Source organism: Silvibacterium dinghuense, assembly GCF_004123295.1.
GTDB classification, from domain to species: Bacteria; Acidobacteriota; Terriglobia; order Terriglobales; family Acidobacteriaceae; genus Silvibacterium; species Silvibacterium dinghuense.
The window spans coordinates 809,859-828,412 of sequence record NZ_SDMK01000001.1 but is presented as its reverse complement, the minus strand read 5'-3'; the positions used below and the strand labels follow the sequence as shown (position 1 = coordinate 828,412).

Annotated in this window: 14 protein-coding genes; 7 read left to right on the top strand and 7 right to left on the bottom strand. The window is 62.0% G+C overall.

What is annotated here, in order from left to right:
• Positions 1-88: 88 nt before the first annotated feature.
• Positions 89-1,096, top strand: coding sequence for a rhomboid family intramembrane serine protease (locus tag ESZ00_RS03160; RefSeq protein ID WP_229740922.1), 1,008 nt, complete (start codon positions 89-91; stop codon positions 1,094-1,096).
• Positions 1,097-1,212: 116 nt separating this feature from the next.
• On the opposite strand, the gene ESZ00_RS03155 is transcribed toward ESZ00_RS03160, so the two are convergent.
• Both ESZ00_RS03155 and ESZ00_RS03150 read right to left on the bottom strand, forming a co-directional pair.
• Positions 1,213-1,560, bottom strand: coding sequence for a helix-turn-helix domain-containing protein (locus ESZ00_RS03155; RefSeq protein ID WP_129207897.1), 348 nt, complete (start codon positions 1,558-1,560; stop codon positions 1,213-1,215).
• A 162-nt stretch (positions 1,561-1,722) separates the two neighbouring features.
• Positions 1,723-2,211, bottom strand: a complete 489-nt coding sequence (locus ESZ00_RS03150; RefSeq protein WP_164981326.1) for a DinB family protein — start codon at positions 2,209-2,211, stop codon at positions 1,723-1,725.
• A 234-nt stretch (positions 2,212-2,445) separates the two neighbouring features.
• On the opposite strand from ESZ00_RS03150, the gene ESZ00_RS03145 reads away from it, so the two are divergent.
• A complete protein-coding gene (locus ESZ00_RS03145; protein ID WP_129206728.1) occupies positions 2,446-3,339 on the top strand; it encodes a YihY/virulence factor BrkB family protein in 894 nt (297 codons plus the stop codon).
• Positions 3,340-3,406: 67 nt separating this feature from the next.
• Here the strand turns inward: ESZ00_RS03145 and ESZ00_RS03140 are convergent, their stop codons facing one another.
• Positions 3,407-4,171 carry a hypothetical protein gene (locus ESZ00_RS03140; RefSeq protein WP_129206727.1) on the bottom strand — a complete coding sequence of 255 codons (765 nt, stop codon included), beginning with the start codon at positions 4,169-4,171 and terminating at the stop codon, positions 3,407-3,409.
• Positions 4,172-4,627: 456 nt separating this feature from the next.
• Between ESZ00_RS03140 and ESZ00_RS03135 the strand changes: the two genes are divergently transcribed.
• On the top strand, positions 4,628-5,116 hold the full coding sequence (locus tag ESZ00_RS03135; protein WP_129206726.1) for a hypothetical protein: 489 nt from the start codon (positions 4,628-4,630) through the stop codon (positions 5,114-5,116).
• A gap of 167 nt (positions 5,117-5,283) precedes the next feature.
• On the opposite strand, the gene fabG is transcribed toward ESZ00_RS03135, so the two are convergent.
• Complete coding sequence (gene fabG / locus ESZ00_RS03130; protein WP_129206725.1) at positions 5,284-6,030, bottom strand: 3-oxoacyl-[acyl-carrier-protein] reductase; 747 nt, start codon at positions 6,028-6,030, stop codon at positions 5,284-5,286.
• Between the two features lie 123 nt (positions 6,031-6,153).
• Here fabG and ESZ00_RS03125 point away from each other — a divergent pair, with 123 nt between their 5' ends.
• The 4 genes from ESZ00_RS03125 (at position 6,154) to ESZ00_RS03110 (ending at position 10,441) form a co-directional block, all read left to right on the top strand.
• Entirely contained in the window at positions 6,154-7,056 is a 903-nt protein-coding gene (locus tag ESZ00_RS03125; protein ID WP_129206724.1) for a hypothetical protein, read from the top strand.
• Between the two features lie 11 nt (positions 7,057-7,067).
• Positions 7,068-7,388 (top strand): hypothetical protein, encoded by a 321-nt coding sequence (locus ESZ00_RS03120; RefSeq protein WP_129206723.1) that lies wholly within the window; start codon positions 7,068-7,070, stop codon positions 7,386-7,388.
• Between the two features lie 72 nt (positions 7,389-7,460).
• Complete coding sequence (locus ESZ00_RS03115; protein ID WP_229740921.1) at positions 7,461-8,936, top strand: MFS transporter; 1,476 nt, start codon at positions 7,461-7,463, stop codon at positions 8,934-8,936.
• 167 nt (positions 8,937-9,103) lie between these two features.
• Positions 9,104-10,441: a serine hydrolase domain-containing protein gene (locus ESZ00_RS03110; protein WP_229740920.1), complete on the top strand. Its 1,338-nt coding sequence runs from the start codon at positions 9,104-9,106 to the stop codon at positions 10,439-10,441.
• A gap of 83 nt (positions 10,442-10,524) precedes the next feature.
• On the opposite strand, the gene ESZ00_RS03105 is transcribed toward ESZ00_RS03110, so the two are convergent.
• From ESZ00_RS03105 to ESZ00_RS03095, 3 genes are all read right to left on the bottom strand, one after another.
• Entirely contained in the window at positions 10,525-15,066 is a 4,542-nt protein-coding gene (locus tag ESZ00_RS03105; RefSeq protein ID WP_129206722.1) for a glucoamylase family protein, read from the bottom strand.
• Positions 15,067-15,075: 9 nt separating this feature from the next.
• Positions 15,076-16,902: an ABC transporter ATP-binding protein gene (locus tag ESZ00_RS03100; RefSeq protein WP_129206721.1), complete on the bottom strand. Its 1,827-nt coding sequence runs from the start codon at positions 16,900-16,902 to the stop codon at positions 15,076-15,078.
• A 243-nt stretch (positions 16,903-17,145) separates the two neighbouring features.
• Complete coding sequence (locus tag ESZ00_RS03095) at positions 17,146-18,444, bottom strand: amidase (RefSeq protein WP_129206720.1); 1,299 nt, start codon at positions 18,442-18,444, stop codon at positions 17,146-17,148.
• Between the last annotated feature and the right edge of the window lie 110 nt (positions 18,445-18,554).

Here is an 18,554-nt window from a genome sequence, read left to right as displayed (position 1 = left end):
GCCGCAGGCGCTGGGTGCGAGAGTCGCAGGGCTGTGCTCAGAGGACAGAAAGCGGTCAGACGGTATAGTGAGAGGAAAGACTGCACGGATGATGGAGCGAAACCTGAGCTGGTCGGCTGCCGGAGCGAATGCACGGCAGGAAGGATCCTTCGGACCGGCGGGTGACGCCGGCCGGAGCATGCACTTTTCTCAATACGAGCCGGAGATTCTGCCGCCGGGCCGGGAGCCGGACGAAGGTACCCGCCAGTGGGGCTGGCAGGATGGACGCGGGCCTGGGGCTCCGCAGCCAAATTTTGAAGGACAGGGCCAGTGGATGCCACGGCCTTCGGGGCCGCAGCGCAAGGGCCACGCCTGGGCCTTCGCTCCGGCTACCTACACCCTGCTGGGCATCAACTGCCTCGTCTTCCTGGGAATGCTGCTGACGGGCACCTCGATCATCTCTCCCACTACGTCGGAACTGCTGCGCTGGGGCGCGAACTGCGGCCCTTATGTTCTGGTAGGCCATGAGTGGTGGCGGTTGTTCACGGCGATGTTCGTGCACGTCGGCATCATCCACATCGCGACCAACATGTGGTGCCTGTGGAACCTGGGGCTGCTGGCCGAGCCGCTGATGGGGCCGTTCGGCGTGGTCGCCGCCTACGTGCTCACCGGCTTTGCCGGGAACCTGCTGAGCCTTGCGGTGCATCCGGGGCTGGCCTACCAGGGCGGACAGATTGTGCCTGCCGATTCGGCTATCGTCGGCGCGGGCGCCTCCGGGGCCATCTTCGGGCTGGCCGGGGTGCTGATCCTGCTGCTCAAGTCGAAGCGGCTGCCGCTGCCGCAGATCGAGGCCAAGCGCCTGCGCTGGAGCGTGATCCAGTTCGCCATCCTGAATTTTGGGATTGGACTCTACACCGCCTTCGGCAAGAGCCCGGTGCAGATCGACAATATGGCGCACCTCGGAGGTTTCCTGGGTGGGCTGGCTCTGGGAGTGCCTCTGGTGCCGCGCATCGGCTCTCCGCGGGCACTGTTTGCACGGCGCCGGATGCTGGCCGTCGGCGGCATGGCCTTCCTGCTGGCGCTGCTGACCTACGGTGTCTATTCCTTCTGGAAATAACGAACGGCGTACAGAACGGCGACCCCAAAGAACAAGCCCCGGCCGAAGCCGGGGCGTGAAAATGCGTCTGAGGGAGTGGGGTGAAAGGTCTTGCCGCAAGGGGGAAGCGGCCGGGCCTAGCGAACTGCTGTGGCGGCAAACTTCTTGACCATAGCCAGCAGAAGTTTGCGATCGCTGTCGTTCAGATTCGACGAGTAGCGACGAATCTGGGTGAGAAAACGGAGCTCATCGTCGGAGAGCTTCTGCGGGTTCAGCTCGCGGCCGAGTGAATCTTCGGCAAAAAACTGAGCCAGCGGGAGATCCAACGCCTGGGCGATTTTTGCCAGGGTGTCGAGAGAGGGAACGGTATGACCGTTCTCTACCCGGGACAGATAACAACGCAGCAAGCCTGTGCGCTTTTCGATATCGCCCTGGGAGAGCCCTTTTTGCAGGCGGTATCCCCGAATGGTGGTTCCAATTTTCATAGACATAGCTATGACCGCACTTTCCCCTTCATACCTCAAGGTGGGTTTTTGTGGAGGTATTGGCTGCATAGTTAACATGCGGAAATGCGCGATGCAAGAAGAATTTCGTATAGGTGCGAGCTAAGTCCCAAAATGAACCATATTTGGTCCCAAACAGGACGTTTACCAGCTGTCTCCACCGGAAGGCGGCGGCCATGCGCCGAGGATCTGGCGTAAGAGGACAATGCGGCCGAGATGGTAGGCATTGTGGGTAGCGAGGCCAAGGAGTTCGTCCTCGACGGTAAGGCGAAGCGTGCCTTTCCGAGAAGGGCGTTCGAAGCGGCGTTCGAGGGTAGCTTCGTCGGCGGCCATGCCGGAGGCAAGCTCGAGGCCGTCCAGGAAGCGGCGGAGGAGTGGGATGATGGGCTCGTCGGCGACGTCCTCGGGGGAAGGGAAACCCTCGGCGGAGTGAGCCGGGTAAGGAGTGGGTCGCCCGGTGATCCAGTCGAGCGAGAGCTCGAGCCAGAAGGCGAGGTGCCAGAGCTCCTCGTAGATCGTGTGGGGAGCGCCGGGAACGCGGGTGTGAACGAGCGTTTCGGTCAGGGCTTCGAGGATGCGTGGAGGCGGTGTGCCATATCCGTCGGCGATGAGGTTGCGCTGCAGTTCATTCATGGTGTCAGGCCTTTGGATGCCTATCATAGCGGTTGGCTGTAAAAGGAGGGCGGTAGATGCGGCGAATCCGGATGTCCGGCTGCGCGATAGGCCTGCTGGCACAGGGAGCCATGGCGCACTGCGGCGGGCTGCTTTCCGTGGGCAACATGGGATGGTGATGTGCCTGCAGCCGGAAGAGAGAACGCATCCAGACGAGTGCTTCGCACATCGGAGAGAGTGAGCCGCGGGAGAACGATGCAGAGCGTAACCAGATGGCCAGGGTTGAGGGAGCGCGTAGAGGCGGAGGCACGGGAGATCTGGCAGATCACCGTCCTGATCTATAACGAGCTCTGGCGGACACGTGCGTTCACGATTGCCGCCGCGCTGGCCTACTACTTCCTGCTGGCGCTGGTGCCGCTGATCGTCATTTTCTCCTCGCTGCTGCAGTTTCTGCCTATCCCCAATGTCTTTCAGGCCATGCTGGACCTAATGGCGGAGGTGGTGCCGGCGGACTCGATGAATTTCGTCGTGACGATCCTGTCCAGCATCCTGACCCCGAACCGGGGAAAGCTGCTCTCCTTCGGCGTCGCGGGCTATCTGTGGGCGGCTACGGGAGGATTCTCATCGTTGATCGAGGCTCTGGATATTGCCTACGATGTGCCGCCCGAGAAGCAGCGGAACTGGTGGCGCAACCGGCTGCAGGCGTTGCTGCTGACCTTTACCAGCGGGGGACTGGTGTCAATCTCGCTGCTGGCGCTGGTGGCCGGACCGCATTTCGGGCACTTTCTTACGCGGTTGTTCCCAATTCCGCAGGCATTCGAGCATGTGTGGCCGCTGCTGCGGCTGGCTGTCACCTTCCTGGCCTTCTTCCTGAGCCTGGAGCTGATCTACTATCTCGGCCCGAATGTGAAGCATCGCTTTGCCACCACGCAGCCGGGTGCTCTGGTGGCCATCACGGGGTGGTTTCTGGGGTCTACGGGGCTGAGCTTCTACCTCAGCCATCTGTCGAACTACAACGCGACCTATGGATCGATGGGCGCGCTGGTGGGCCTGATGCTGTGGTTCTACCTGTCGGCGGTTGCCATTCTCATCGGAGCCGAACTGAACGCGGAGTTATGCAAGCGGAGAACGATGAAGGCGAAGAGCTAGAGTGTAGAAATATGTTTGCGGCGCGCCGGGCAGCTCTGCCGGCGCGCCGTTCTGCTTTTGTGCCCGGCTATGCGTGGATGAAAGGCGCGGTGGTGCGGCCATTCCAGTTCGCCGCGTTGCGCGCGTCGTCGCTCTCGAGGTGGTAGCCGACGATTTCCGGGATAAAAGCGCGCCGGGAACGCGGCCACATCTGTGCGAAGACGGTGTCGCCGCGGCCGGCATTGGTGTGCTCTTCCGGATAGCGCGTGATGCCGGAGGTCGATGGATTCCAGAGCTGGAAGAAGCCGATGGGGACGTATCCGCCGGCGTGACGATGCATGACACGGGTGCCGATGGGGAAGGCGTGCATGTGAATGTAGGTTTCGGCCTCCTGCTGGAGTCGTGGCTCGCCCTGGAAAGCGGCCCAGGCCTGGTAGCCGCGGACGTTGAAGCGGTCGATGCCGTAGATGCAGCGGGGATCGAGCTCGGCCTGCTGGAGCAGGAGCCGGGTCTGCGGCGGCAGGTAGATGTCGGCATCCAGGTGCACGGCCCAGCCCTTCAGGCTCAACGCTTCAAGGCCGAGATTGATGCCTTTGCCCTTGTGAAACTCCCCCTTGCGGCTCTGCAGCAGGTCGGTGGGGAGGCACTGCACATGATGGAACTCGCAGAGCTTGCGGGTGGCACGGTCCTCGTAGGAAGTGACGACGACGATGCGGTCGAAGAGGAACTTGTTGTGCGGTAGGGTGTGGGCGAGGAAGTCGGAATATTGGTCGCAGACGACGACCGCTTCCAGGCAGAAGGGTTGAGGCGGGCAGGGCTTCGGCTGGGGTGGATTCTGGTCCTGATAGGTCATCGGGATGGCTTCCTCACGGCTTGAGATCGAGTTTTGCGCAAAAGAAAACGGCCGCCCGGGGATGCCGGACGGCCGTTTCTTTTCCTGATTTCAGTGTAGCTCCGCGAGGGGAAATTCCATGCCAGCGCGAGGCTTTCGCAAGTAGCTGATGGGGAGCGAGTTGCGCACGGTTGCCAAGCTTTCTGGCTTGACTGGAGGTTCCATTGCCTGGAGAAGCAGGCCAGGGAATCTCTCTGCGCACCTAAGGGGCGGCTTTGAAATCAAGGAGCGTGCTTTTCAGCGCTTGCGGCAAGGGAGGGCGTTCGCTATGCTGTGTCCGCTATGAAAGCGTGCGCGATTGCTTTGCTCGTTGTCGTTTTCGGGTGGGTTGGCGCAGGCTCGGCACAGACTTCGGAGGCATCGCAGGGAGAGCCGCTCCTGCTGCTTGCTCCCACACCCACGCCTGGGCTTTTTCGCGTGGAACTGCGCAACGCCACTTCGCAGGATCAGACATTCAATGTAGGGATCTCGCTGGCGAATGGAGCGAAGCAGTATCCCCATGCGGTGAAATACACGCTCACTCTGCCGAGTGGACAGGTTCTGCATCTTGAGCCTGTGGAGCCGGGCTTTATTGCAGGACGTGTCGATCCTTTGATCGCGTCTTTGCCAGTCGGCGCAGCGTTCTCCTTCGAGGTGGACCTCCGGAAATATGCGGCGCCCAAGGAAAAGATCTGGAAGATCAATTTTCCGCCCGGTAGCTATACGTTGCAGGCGCAATTCACAGGAAGAGCCGTGTCGATGGCGGAAGCCAATCTCGACTTCAAAGGGGTTGCCCTGATGCGCTACTGGTTGGCTCCGTGTCCAGTGCACCCCTTGTTTTTACGGTTACGGCTGAGGAGAAGGTGGTACCCGTCCGCTGATGGCAGCTGGTTGCTGCTTTGGAATTGGTGCGAGACCCACCCATGACCGGCCGCGTGTCATGGGTGGGGCACTCGAATTCTCGCTCGCCGTTCAGGCCAACTTCAGGCTTGGATGGGCCCCATTCTTCCGTGCCAGGCGAGCTCGCGACCGCAGCGCGCCCTGTGCGCAGCAGCCGAAGGCGAAAGGCCTGGACGGCCAGTCCCGGCCAGTCCTTAGTTCATGTGCATGCCGCCGTTGACGTCGAGCGTGTGGCCGGTGATATAGGCGGCCTCATCGGAGGCGAGGAAGCGGACGGCGTAAGCGATGTCCTGCGCGCTGCCGGGGCGGCCGAGCGGGATGTTCGTCGTCATAGCCTCGCGCTGTTTCTCATCGAGGACGGCGGTCATCGCGGTCTCGATGTAGCCGGGAGCGACGGCGTTCGCGGTGATGCCGCGCGAGGCGAGCTCGCGGGCCAGCGATTTGGTGAAGCCGATGAGTCCGGCCTTGCTGGCGGCGTAGTTGGCCTGCCCGGCCTGCCCGATCTCGCCGACCACCGAAGAGATATGGATGATGCGGCCCCAGCGTGCTTTCATCATGGAGCTGACCAGCGCCTGCGTGAGCAGGAAGGTGCCGGTGAGGTTGGTGTTCAGGACCGAATCCCAGTCGGCGCGCTTCATGCGCAGCAGGAGCGTATCTTTTGTGATCCCGGCGTTGTTGACCAGGATGTGCACCGTGCCGAAGTGGGCGAGGATAGCCTTGGCGCATTCCTTGATCGAGTCTTCGCTCGAGATGTCGAGTGCGAAGGGCTGGGCGGTGCCGCCGGCGGCGGTGATCTCCTGCGCCAGTTCGGCAAGAGCGGCTTCGTTACGGGCGGCGAGAGCGACGTTGGCTCCGGCGCGGGCAAGCTCGAGGGCGATGGCGCGGCCGATGCCCTGCGAGGCTCCGGTGACGAGGGCGGTTTTTCCGGTCAGAGAAGACATGCTCAGGTGATTGTAATCTCGCCAGGCACAGGGAAACTTCTGCGTTGACAGCGCGGGACGCGTCTCCTAGCATTTGGCAGCTTTTCCCTTTATGCGGCTCAGGTCCGGTTCTGGAGGTGAGGTATGTCCTGGCGTCGATGTGCGGCGGCCATGGTGGGGCTGCTGGTGATCGCGGGCTGTAAGACCGCCGAAGATGCGACCGCCGCGGCCACGCAGATGTCGGCAACGGCGAAGTCGCTGAGCGATTACTACGCGGCGCTGGGTACGGTGCTCACCGCGCGGGACCAGATGCTCAAGGTGCGCGAGGCGCTCTTCGGGATTGCCTATCCGGCGGCGAGCCGGCAGGAGATTCATGCCACCGAAGAGGAACTGGCCACGCGCGAGGCGATGGCCGCAGACCTGACTGCCGTGGCTGGAGACTTTGCCGCGCTGGCTGGCTCAAAGGCTGCCGACGATGTATCGACCGCCTGCGGCAAGCTGGAGATGGAGGTGGACGGGCTGGCATCGCACAAGGCCTCGTCTGACGAGCAGGCTGCGATCAAGGCGGGCATTGAGGCTCTGGTGACTGCGGTGAAGGCGCATAAGGAGCACGAGGTGGCCAAGTCGCTGGACCAGGTGGCAGGCGCGCTGAGCGGGCTCTTCGACAAGGAAGCGCCGGATTGGCGGACGATGGAAGAGGCGTATCTGGCCGAGGCTTCGATGCTGGCGGATATGCTGTCCGATCAGAATGCGGTAGACAGTGCGGCGCTGCTGAAGCCGGCGCTCGATCCTTTCGGTCTAGGGACTGCGCCGGTGCCGGCTGCGGTGAGCGTGAAGCTGACTCCCTTGGTAAAGCAGCAGATCGCCGATAAAAAGACAGCGCAGTTGGCTGCGTATGACAAGGCAAGCGATGCCATGTCGGCGGCGCTGAAGGAGATGGCAAAGCGGATCGATCTGGTGGCGACCGAGAAGCCGATGGCCTTTCGCCTGCCCCCGCCCACGATCGATGGCGTGAAGCAGTGGACGGACGAAATTCTGGCGAAGTGAGGACGGGGACGATGGCAAACGCACTCGAAGATGTGCTGGATACGTACACGGCCCTGCTGAGCCAGTACGAGACTGTAAGCGCAAAGTGTACGGGCGAGCAGAAACAGGTCTTGAACGGGCAGGTGACTGAGGCGGAGGCAAACTACGAGAAGGCGCTGAACCAGATACTTAGCGACAACGACGCGCAGGTGGCGGCGGTCAGCAAGCAGTTGAAGGCTGCAAATGCTGGTATCAAAAATGCGGCGGATCAGTTGAACAATATCCAGAAGGTGATCGGCTACGTGACATCGGCGGTGAATTACGGCTCGCAGCTGCTGTCGATGGTGAAGTAATCTTCGCCGGGCATTTTCAAGAGGGATTTTTCATCCTCGCGGCGCAGGGCGCATCTCTTTATTGGAGATACCTTGTCGAAGATTGAAACTATGCGCACGCCTGCTGAGGTGAGCGGTGGGGTTTCGGCCGCCGTGAAGAAGACAACCCATCCCAACCTGATTCTGGCCATCTGCTGCATGAGCCTGCTGATCGTGGGCATGGACGTGACGATTGTGAATGTCGCGCTGCCTGCAATTCAGAAGGACCTGCATGCGCGGATGAACGGCCTGCAGTGGATCCTCGACGCCTACACGCTGGTGGTGGCGAGCTTCCTGATGTTGTCCGGCTCCATGTCAGACCGCTTCGGGCGGCGACGCGTCTTTCAGATCGGCCTCGGCGTGTTCACCCTGGGATCGCTGCTGTGCAGCCGCGCGGCGACGATTGAGCAGCTGATTGCCTTCCGTGCGCTGCAGGGCTTCGGCGCGTCGATGCTGAACCCGGTGGCGCTCTCGATTATTGCGAATGCATTTCCCAATCCGAAGGACCGCGCCAAGGCGGTGGGCATCTGGGGCGCGGTAGCGGGTGTGTCGCTGGGCATTGGCCCCTTGATCGGCGGTGCGCTGACGCAGGCCATCGGATGGCGATCGATCTTCTGGATCAACATCCCGGTGGGAATCGTCGCGGCGACACTGGCTGCGATCTTTATCCATGAGTCGAAGGCGGCGCGGGCGCGGCGGTTTGACCCCGTGGGTCAGTCGCTGGTGCTCATCGGTCTGGCGTCGCTGACCTGGGGCGTGATCGAAGGGCCGCATGCAGGATGGACCTCGGGGTTGATCATCGGACTATTTGTCACCACCGCAGTTGCATTTCTCGGCTTCGTGCTCTACGAGCCGCGCCGGCGCGATCCTCTTCTCGATCTGCGCTTCTTCCGTAGCATGCCGTTTGCCAGTGCGACGGTGCTGGCGGTGAGCGCCTTCTCCTGCTTTGCCGGCTTTCTCTTCTTGAATGCGCTCTATCTGCAGCAGGTGCGCGGCCTCTCGGCATTCCGTACCGGGCTGTTTACGCTGCCGCTGGCGGTCATGATGATCATCTGCGCGCCGTGGTCGGGGCGGCTGGTAGCTGCGCATGGCCCGAAGCGTTCGCTGATTGGAGCGGGGCTTGGATTTCTGCTGGCTGCGCTGACCCTGACCGGTCTCGGCCAGGCGACGCACGTGGGTTGGCTGCTGCTGGCCTACACGCTCTTCGGTATCGGACTGGGACTGATCAACCCCGCAATCACCAACAGCGCGGTGGCCGGCATGCCGCTCTCGCAGGCGGGCGTGGCTGCGGCCATCGCCTCGACCAGCAGGCAGGTAGGCGCAGCGCTGGGTGTCGCAGTCAGCGGCTCGGTGGTGGCTGCGAGCCGCGTGCACGGTACGGACTTCACCACGGCGACGCATGCCATCTGGTGGACGATGACCGCTGCCGGTGCTGCGGTACTGGTGCTGGCATTCGTCTCAACCTCACCCTGGGCACGTGGAACGGCGGAGTCGGTGAAGCACCTGCTCGAAGATCATCCCAGCGCATAATCACGGAACTGGCGCACGTCGAGAGCCAGCTGTTAGGCTGGCTCTTTCCTATGAAGAGCCCTATCTCTATTTCGCATGCGCTTCGTTTCGCCTCTGTCCTCTCTGCTTTTTCGATGAGTGCCGCGCTCATCGCACAGTCTGCGCCGCCGGGGCTTGTGGTGGAGACAATGCCCTCAGCCGAACGGGCGAAGATCGACGCGGCAGCCGAAAAGGTATTGGCCACGACGGGTGTGCCTTCGGCAACGCTGGCGGTCGTTGAGCACGGCGAGATCGTCTACACGCACGCGTATGGCGATGCCCGCCTCTCGCCAAAGCTGGCGGCAACGCCGGCCATGCGCTATTCGGTCGGTTCCATTTCGAAGCAGTTCACCGCGGCGGCAATCCTGCTGCTCGAGCAGCAGGGCAAGCTCTCGATCGACGACCCCGTCTCGAAGTATCTGCCCGATCTCACGCAGGCCAAGGATGTGACCATCCGCATGCTGCTCTCGCATACCTCGGGCTATCAGGATTACTGGCCGGAGGATTACCTGATGCCTCCCATGCGCGAGGCTGTCACCGCGCAGCACATCCTCGATGTGTGGGGTAAGAAGCCGCTGGATTTTGAGCCGGGAACGAAGTGGCAGTACTCCAACACAAACTTCGTGATCGCCGGACGCATTGTGGAGATGGTGAGCGGCGAAGAGCTGATGCCGTTTCTGCAGGAGCATATCTTCAAGCCGCTCGATATGGAGGCGGTGTGGAACTCCGATGCGAAGAAGCTGGGCGATACCGATGCCGAGGGGTACATCCGCTACGCGCTGGGGCCACTGCGTCCGGCGCCGAAGGAAGGCAAAGGTTGGATGTTCGCGGCCGGCGAGCTGGCGATGCCGGCCTATGACCTCTCGCAATGGAACATCAGCATGATGAATCGCTCGCTGCTTGAGAAGAAGTCGTATGACGAGATGGCTGCGAGTGTGAAGCTCAAGGACGGCACAGACTCGCACTACGGGCTTGGCATCTTCGTGCGCCAGTACGACGGGCATGTATTGTGGGAGCACTCGGGTGAGGTCTCAGGCTTCACTGCGGAGAATCTGGTTTTCCCCGACGACAAGATCGCGATCGCGGTTCTGACCAATCAGGATGCGGCTTCGGCGGGCAGTGGCATTGCGCGCGCAGTCGCGGACCTGGTGCTCGATACCGCAGCAGGGAAAACACCTTCCAGCGCGGAGCTGACTCAGGCGAAGCAGATCTTCGCCGGTCTGCAGCAGGGGAAGATCGACCGCTCGCTCTTCACCGACAATTGCAATGCGTACTTCGGCGATCAGGCACTCGAAGACTTCAAGAACAGCCTGGGGCCGCTGGGAGAGCCTTCCTCCTTCACGCAGGGAAGTGAGAGCCTGCGCGGCGGCATGACCTTCCACAGCTTTGCGGTGAAGTTCGATAGCCGCCCGCAGACGCTGCGCGTGACCACCTACACCATGCCGGATGGCAAGCTGGAGCAGTACCTGGTAGAGCCCGTGGAATAACCGGTAAAGATGAGCATGTGAAGGAAATAGAACGGGCCGGCGAAATTTTGCCGGCCCGTTCTATTTTTGTGCTGAGAAGCCAGCTATGCCGCGGATTTCTTCGCCTTGCGGACAGGTTTCTGATCGGCCTTGAGGCCCGCCTCGCGGATAGGCTTTTCATGCAGCAGCAGCTCCGAAGCCTGGAACTCCGGGTTGGCATGGAACCAGCGTTGGACGGCATTGTCGGCCAGCAGGTTGAGCAGCGACATCATGGCCATACCCTGGTGATGGGCCATCCACTCGCGCACGACGACTGGCTTCGAGGTCGATTCGCAGAAGTCGGCAGCTTCATAGAAACCGTAAGCGCCAACCCATTGCATGCCTTCCATGCGGCGCAGGTTGCGAATAGCCTCCTGCTGCTCGACGCCGATGGCAAGGAAGGTGGAGTAGGGCGAAACGACCGGGCCGGCGGTCGCGTCGTACTTGAGCGAGATGGCCGGGATGCCGAAGGCCTGATAGTGATAGTGGCCGGCGTCATCGGTCTTGCCGAAACCGGATTCGGAGATGCCCCACGGAATGCCGTTCGCCTTGCCGAATTCGCGTTGGATGGCGACGGCCGATGAAAGCGAGCGGGCGATGAGCGTGTCCGGATAGTTGCGCATCCAGAGCGCCGGCATCAGGTACTCGAACATGGTGCCCGTCCAGGAGAGCAGGATGGCGCGACCGTAGGCCATGGTGTGCACGCGGCCCATCTTGAACCATCCCTGCTGCGGCAGCTCGCCGCGTGAGACGGCGATGAAGGTGGCGATGCGCGCTTCGGAGGCGAGCATGTCGTAGGTGGCTTCGTGCAGCGTGTTCGTCGCAATTTCATAGCCGATCGAGAGCAGCTGACGGCCCTTGTCGGCGAGGAAGGCGAAGTCCATCTCCTCGGCGGCGCGGAGAGCGCCGTTCGAGACTGCAAGCAACTGCTCGGAGAGCGCGGTGAGCCTCTGGCGGACAGCGGGGAGCTCGGAGCGGAGCTGTTCGATGAGAATGCCCTGCGCAGAGCTGTCCAGATCCGAAGAGCCTGCCGACGATTGCGTGGCGTTGGCCGTAGCCCAGGCGCGGGCAAGGCGCTGCTCGAGCTGATCGAGGAATTCGGGTGCGTTCTCGAGGGTAGGAATGATCTCCTTGTCCTTGAGTGTCTGCTGTACGAGCTCGCGGATGGGAATATAGCCGCAGGAGATCCAGGGCAGGTAGTTGCGGACGAGGCTGAGGATGGCGTCGAGGCGGGCGCGGGTTTCGCGAAGCCACCAGGCGAGCTCATCCGGCGAGGGCGCAGCGTATGCGGGCAGCTGCTGGAGCGAGGGAAGCTGGGAGGTTTCGGAGATCCACCCTATCCAGCCATAGATCCCGGCAGTGCGGGCCGGAGTGGTACGGTTCGCCAGTTCGGCGGGCAGGCCTTTTTGTAACCGCAACAGTTGCCAATGTGTTTCGAGCCCGGTAAAGAGCGTGGGTTTGAGAACCGGGCGGTGCAGAAGCTCGCGCGCGCCGGTACGCAGCGTGTAGAGCGATGCGATGAGGTTGCCGCTGTCGACCGAGGAAACGGTGATTGGCGTGAGCGGTTCGAAGGTATGCGTGTTGTACCAGTTGTAGATGTGGCCGCGGAACTTCTCCAGGCGGTCCATGGCATCGAGGCTGCGCAGCGAAAGGTCGCAGAACTCGGGCAGGGTGAGGAAGCCGAGCTCGACAGCAGCCTGGCGTGCATTGAGCAGCAGGCCGAAGTTGGTCGGTGAGACGCGCGCGGCTTCGAAGAGCGTTTCTTCTTCGACATTGTCGGGGATGAAGTAGTTGTGGCGCTCACCGCCAAACTCGTGAAAGAAACGCCAGATGCGCAGCGCGTGTTGGCGCATCCATGCCTCGTCCTGCGCGGTGAGAGGAGTTTTTTCTTCCCGCGGAGCGCGGTTAAGCCAGACAGTGATCGCGCTTTCGAGGCCCCAGAGCACGAGGATAGGCGCAGCGACAAAGAGCGCCTTGAGATGGAAGAGTGCCAGTAGCCCGGCGAGTGCGAGAGCGAAGACCGGTGAAGCGGCGAGATAGCGATCGACCGGGGTGCGTTTCGCTTTGCTCGATTCGGCTTCGGCGGCTGTCTCCCACTCCAGCAGACGCTGGCCGGTGATGAAGCGGCGCACGAGCGAGCGCACGATGGCGTCGAGCGAGAGCATTGTCTGGTGAGGCAGAAAGATGAGGTTCAGCAGCGTGATGATGAGCGCCTGGTAGAAGCCAAGCAGGGCTTCGCGGACTTCGCCGGGCATCTCGCTGGCCATGGCGCGGCCAAGGCTGAAGATTAGTTGCACAACCGTGGGAGTGAAGAGCAGAAAGAGAGTGACCGCGGTCCAGAAGAGCGGTCCTCCGGGCAGGCCAAACCAGCCCGCCACAAGCAGGATCAGCGTGATCGGTTCCACCAGCGAGCGGCGCAGGTTATCGAGAATCTTCCAGCGCGAGATATTCGAGATGGGGTTGCGGACATAGTGGCCGGACTCATCCGGCACGCGCGAGAAGAGCCACTGCGCAATCTGCCAGTCGCCGCGTACCCAGCGGTGCTTGCGGCGGGTGTATGCGCTGTAGTGCGAGGGATAATCGTCGATCACCTCAATGTCGGTGGCCAGGCCTGCGCGGGCGTAAGCGCCTTCGATGAGGTCATGGCTGAGCAGCGAATTGCGCGGGAAGCGGCGATCGAGCACCGCATGCAGCGCGTTGACTTCGTAGATGCCCTTGCCGGTGAAAATGCCCTCGCCGTATAGGTCCTGATAAACATCGGAGACAGCGCGCGTGTAAACGTCGAAGCCGGTCTGGCCGGAGTAGATCGAGGCCAGCCGCGAACGCGAAGCAGACTGTACGCTGACACCGACGCGCGGCTGCAGGATGCCATAACCGGCGGTGACGACGCGGCGGTCCGGATCGATGACAGCGCGGTTGAGAGGATGCGCCATGGCTCCGACCATGGCCTGCGCCGTGCCGCGCGGTAACTGGGTGTCGGAGTCGAGAGTGATGATGTATTGCGTGCGGGCGAGCGTCGCCATGTCGCCGGCCTTGACAGGAAATGCGTCGAAGGTGCCCTTCAGATAGTTATTCAGGTCGAGGAGCTTGCCGCGCTTGCGCTCCCAGCCCATCCACACGCCCTGGCGCGCATTGAAAATGCGATGGCGATGGAGCAGAAAGAATGACCCATGCTTCGCGGCTGTCGAAGCGTAGCGCTGGTTGAGGCCATCGATAAGCTTGACGGCAAGGTCGACCAGAGGATCACGGTCGGCTTCACGGGGGCGCGCGACAGAATCGGGCAGGTCAGTGAGCAGCGCGAAGTGGAGATTTGGATCCTGGTTGGCGAGGAAGCGGACTTCAAGCTCTCCGACCAGTTCGCGCACCTGCTTTTCATGCATGAGCAGCGTGGGCACGGCGACGAGCGTGGTGAACTCTGCCGGGATGCCTTTGGTGAAGTCGAGCTTGGGAAGGGCGGCGGCCTTGAAGATGGCGGTGACGGTGTTGTTGATGAAGTCGATCGCGGTTTGCGAGACAGGAAGCAGGAGCAGGAAGAACGCGACGGTGAGTCCGCCGATAACGGGATGATGAGGGACAAGTGGCACGACAATGGCGGCCATCAGCAGGATGGTGAGGACTTCAATGCCGATGATGAAGAAGTCGTCCGGATTGCGGCGCAGGGTGAGGCGCAGGCTATGGATGAAGTTGGGGCGATAGCCGATAGCTCGCGCGAGGTCGGGGAACCCGCGGTCGAACAGATAGTAGCCGACATGCGCCTGGCGCAGGTACACACGGGGATCTTCAATGCGCTGCTGCTGAGCCTTCACTGCAAAATCGATGACAGACTGCGCGACTTCGGATTCGGAACGTTCAGAGTAGAACGCAATCTCCGCGACACGCTTGCGATAGTTCTCGCGGCTGTCGAAGTCCATCTTCGCGTAGGCACCGGAGGGATCTTTGAGCAGGGTCGCGTCGAAGACAACGAGCGGCTCCATGAGCGAGGTCCAGTCGGCGTGGCCGAGCTGGCGAAGGCTCTTGATGCGCGCGGTGAGCAGCTGCGGAGTGCCGGCGTCGGGCATCTCCGGATGGTGTAGCATCGCGTCGGCCTGCATGAGGATCGAGTCGAGCAATGCGAATTTCAGAAAAGTGGGGAGAATCCAGAGCTCGCGCAGTTCGAGTGGATCGAAGGACTGCGCTTCGTCGAGCCAGATGCGCAACGCCGAGCCGTTCCAGACCGACTTCGCGCCTTCCAGATAGCCGGAGGCGACGACAGCGGCGCGAGGTTCCTCGCCGAGAGGTGAGACCACGCGGGGAAGTTTGGGGACTTTCTTCTGAACGGAGACCATCTCGGTGATGGCGGTACGGAAGAGGCGCGGGTTCTCGCGAATCTCCAGCAGCGGATTGGGACCCTGTTGTGCGGCGCTGGCGGGCAGTTCTTCGAGTTCGGCTAAAAGCGCGTTGAGAGACTCTTCTGCCTGCTGAATGCGGGGCGCAAGCGTGATGGGCGACTGGGGGCGGTGAATGACCGACCATTGCGCGGTGACAGTGCGGGCGTGTGCGCGCATTTCTGCCGGGACGAGGCCGGCTTTATCGAGGATTTCCTGATCGATCGCGGGAACCTGGAACATGCGTCTCCATCATCGGTAGCTGGCTGCCTGCATTTCGAACATGCCGGCATAGCGGCCACCGAGGGCCATGAGCTGAGAGTGGGTGCCTTCTTCTACGAGCTGGCCGCCTTCGAGCACCACGATGCGGTCGGCCATGCGTACAGTCGAAAAACGATGGGAGATGAGCAGCGCCATCTTGCCTTCGGTGAGCTCGGCAAAGCGCTCGAAGACTTCGAGCTCGCTGCGGGCGTCGAGGGCGGCGGTAGGTTCATCGAGGATGAGCAATTGCGCGTCGCGCAGGTAGGCGCGTGCGAGGGCGATCTTCTGCCACTCGCCGCCGGAGAGATCGACGCCGGTTTCAAAACGGCGGCCGAGTTGCTGGTCATAACCATCGGCAAGTTTTGCAACGACAGTATCGGCGAGGCTCTTGTGCGCGGCCGAAACAATTTCTTCTTCGGTATGCGGTACTTCGATGTGGCCGACGAGGATATTCTCCTTCGCGGTCATCTCGTAACGCATGAAGTCCTGAAAGATGACGCCCATCTCGTGATGAAGATCGTCGAGATCGTAGTCGCGCAGATCCACGCCGTCGAGCAGAATTTCGCCTTCGGTCGGATCGTAGAGGCGCGTGATGAGCTTGACGATGGTGGTCTTGCCCTGGCCGTTCTCGCCGATGAGCGCGATGCGCTCGCCGGGATGCAGCGTGAAGTTGAAGTTCTTGAGTACGCGCCGCCCGGTGCCGGGATAAGCAAAGGAGACATTACGGAATTCGAAGCCGCGCCGTATGGGGCGAGGAAGCTTGAGGCCGTTGGGCTTCGAGTAGACCGTCGGCTTCATCTCGAAGAAGGCGATGAGGTCGGTAAGGAAGAGCGCCTGGTCGGCAATGCCGGATGCAGTCGAGAATGCCTGCATAAAGTTGGTTGAGGCCTGCTGGATCGCGACGGTGATCAGCGAGAAGACGCCGATGGTCGGGTACTTGCCGCTCACAGCTTCATAGATGGCGAAGGCATAGGCGCCGTAGTAGCCGGCGGTGCTGATGAGCGAGAGCAGACCGCCCCAGAGCAGCTTCTTGTTGGCCAGCGCAACGTCTTCATCGTAGATCTGCTGGGAGAGCGCACGGAAGCGTCCGCTGAAGTAACGGCTCAGGTTGAAGAGCTTCAGCTCCTTGGCTGCTTCCTTGCTGCCGCCCACCTGGCGCAGATAATCCATCTGGCGCTTGGCCGGCGTCTGGCGGAAATTCTTCGCATAGCCGAGGAAGGCGAAATGCGTCTCGCCGAAGAAGCTGGGCAGCACGCCGGCGATGAGCAGCAGAATCATGCCTGGCGAGCGATAGACAAGCACGCCGCTCCAGATCAGGGTGAGCACCGAAAGCTGGAAGAGGCGGCCCATCTGCTGGATCATGGCCAGCCGATCGGTGGCCTGGGCGCGTGCGCGTTCCAGGCGGTCGTAGTATTCGGGATTCTCGTAGGTGGTCAGATCGAGCTGCGCGGCCTGTTCCATCACCTGCACGCTTACGTGGAAGGTGTAGCGATTGGCCAGCAGCTGATCGGTGTAATCGATGGTGCGCGAGAGGATGCCTGTCAGCAGCGCGAGGACAATCTCCGCGATCACCAGCCACCAGAAGTGCGGAAACTGCGGCTGGTGCTCGAAGGCGCGAGCGACGCCGGTGATGATGCGCGCGGCGACGATGCCGATGAACAGCCCGAGTACAGGAACGATGACGCGAAGGATCAGCCCCCAGCTGACGACCGCGGGGCCGGACTTCCAGACGATGCGCAGGACCTGGGGGACGTTCTTGAGGGCGCGGATGCGGTCGCCCCATGCGCTATGGGTACTGGCTTGCTTCGATTCGCTCATTCTTGTTCGGTGTTCCCCGGTGTTTCGACTGGTCTTCGCCTGTTCCGTCGTGAGACAGGGCTGGAAGCGCCGTCATTATTCGGGGACAAGGCACTTAGTGCGATGCGGGCTGCGTATCGAGATGTTGTTCCAGGCCGAAAGAAAGGACCAGACAACAGTATGCAGGATCAATGGGATAGAGGATACAGGGAGAACGGTGGCCGAGCATGGAATCGTGTCGGCCGCACAGCTGCGCGCACACGTTTAGCTCTCGGTGCGCAACGCTTCACCGAGCAGGCGGGTGAAGGCGAGCAGCCGGGCATCGTCTCCAAGTGGTGCAAGCAGTTGCAGTCCCGCAGGCGCTGCCGGTAGTACAACGGTGGGATTTCCGCCGAGACTGGCTGGCGTGGTGTAGCGCAGGATACGTGGGCGATTCGGCGTCTGGTCTTCTCCGGCGACGAGACGCGTAATTGGCAGCGCGGGGAGCAGTAGGAAGTCGAACTGCGTGAAGAGAGCGGCCATGCGTTGCTGAAAGGCCGCATGACGCTGGCGGAAGTTCCGAACGTCCTGCATGGAGAGCGCAGCGCCCCAGCGTAGACGCTCGGCAATGGCCGTCTCGAAGACATCGGCCTGTGGATCTTCGTAGTGGCCCTTGTAAATCGCAGCAGCTTCATGGGCCTGGATTGGAGCGTAGATGTCATAGGCTTCGGTCCAGAAAGAGGCTTCGCACGCTGCAACATGCACGCCAAGACTCTGGATGCGTTCTATCCAGCGGCTCTGCGCCGTAAGTATGGATGGATTGCAGTCCTCGAGCAAAGCGCCGGTGACAATGCCGACGCGGACAGATGCGGCTGGTGAGGCTTCGGGAATGTCGAGCCCGAAGAGCGCAGATGCAAGCAGTGGAAGATCGCGAAGGTCGCGGCAGAGCCAGCCGATGGTGTCGAAGGACTGTGCCAGATGCGCTCCTCCCTGCCAGTTGCCCACACCGAGCGAGGCGCGATAACCGGCGAGGCCGCAGAGCGCGGCTGGCGCGCGCACCGAGCCGCCGGTATCTGTGCCGATGGCGGCAAAGGCGGAGCCTTCCAGGACAGAGGCCGCGGAACCGGAAGAGGAGCCGCCGGTGAGCAACTCGGGCGCGCCGGGTTGCAGGCAGTCGCCGTAGTCGCGATTCTCGCCAGTGATGCCGTAGGCAAGCTGATGCAGGTGTGTTTTGCCGGTGACGATTGCTCCGGCGCGCTTGAGCTGCGCAGCGACCCAGGAATCCGCCGCTGCAGGGGAGTGGTGCTCGGCATAGAAGCGCGAGCCGCTGCTGGTGACAAACCCTTCGAGATCGAAGCAGTCTTTGAGCGCGACAGGAAGGCCTTGCAGCGCACCGCGCTCGCTGCGTGACGAGGGTGCCTTGAGCTGGTCGAGCGACCACTGCTCGTCGCGCACAAGGTAGGTGTTGGCAGAGGCATTGCCATTGGCGCGGGCGAGCGCAGCGCGGAGTACCTGCTCCGGATCGGCTTCGCGTGTGAGGAAGGAGTGAAGCAGCGAGGCAATGGGCGAGCAGGCAGATGGCATGCGGCGATTGTATCCGCACGATAGACAGCCCTGAGCAGGAATACAACCTTGAGCGGGAGTACAGCCCTGAACGGAAAACGGCAGCCCGAGGGCTGCCGTCTCTGCTGCGC

Coding starts and splice junctions, on each gene's coding strand:
- ESZ00_RS03160 (WP_229740922.1), top strand. CDS start 89: ATGATGGAGCGAAACCTGAGCTGGTCGGCTGCCGGAGCGAATGCACGG.
- ESZ00_RS03155 (WP_129207897.1), bottom strand. CDS start 1,560: ATGAAAATTGGAACCACCATTCGGGGATACCGCCTGCAAAAAGGGCTC.
- ESZ00_RS03150 (WP_164981326.1), bottom strand. CDS start 2,211: ATGAATGAACTGCAGCGCAACCTCATCGCCGACGGATATGGCACACCG.
- ESZ00_RS03145 (WP_129206728.1), top strand. CDS start 2,446: ATGCAGAGCGTAACCAGATGGCCAGGGTTGAGGGAGCGCGTAGAGGCG.
- ESZ00_RS03140 (WP_129206727.1), bottom strand. CDS start 4,171: ATGACCTATCAGGACCAGAATCCACCCCAGCCGAAGCCCTGCCCGCCT.
- fabG (WP_129206725.1), bottom strand. CDS start 6,030: ATGTCTTCTCTGACCGGAAAAACCGCCCTCGTCACCGGAGCCTCGCAG.
- ESZ00_RS03125 (WP_129206724.1), top strand. CDS start 6,154: ATGTCCTGGCGTCGATGTGCGGCGGCCATGGTGGGGCTGCTGGTGATC.
- ESZ00_RS03120 (WP_129206723.1), top strand. CDS start 7,068: ATGGCAAACGCACTCGAAGATGTGCTGGATACGTACACGGCCCTGCTG.
- ESZ00_RS03110 (WP_229740920.1), top strand. CDS start 9,104: ATGCCCTCAGCCGAACGGGCGAAGATCGACGCGGCAGCCGAAAAGGTA.
- ESZ00_RS03105 (WP_129206722.1), bottom strand. CDS start 15,066: ATGTTCCAGGTTCCCGCGATCGATCAGGAAATCCTCGATAAAGCCGGC.
- ESZ00_RS03100 (WP_129206721.1), bottom strand. CDS start 16,902: ATGAGCGAATCGAAGCAAGCCAGTACCCATAGCGCATGGGGCGACCGC.
- ESZ00_RS03095 (WP_129206720.1), bottom strand. CDS start 18,444: ATGCCATCTGCCTGCTCGCCCATTGCCTCGCTGCTTCACTCCTTCCTC.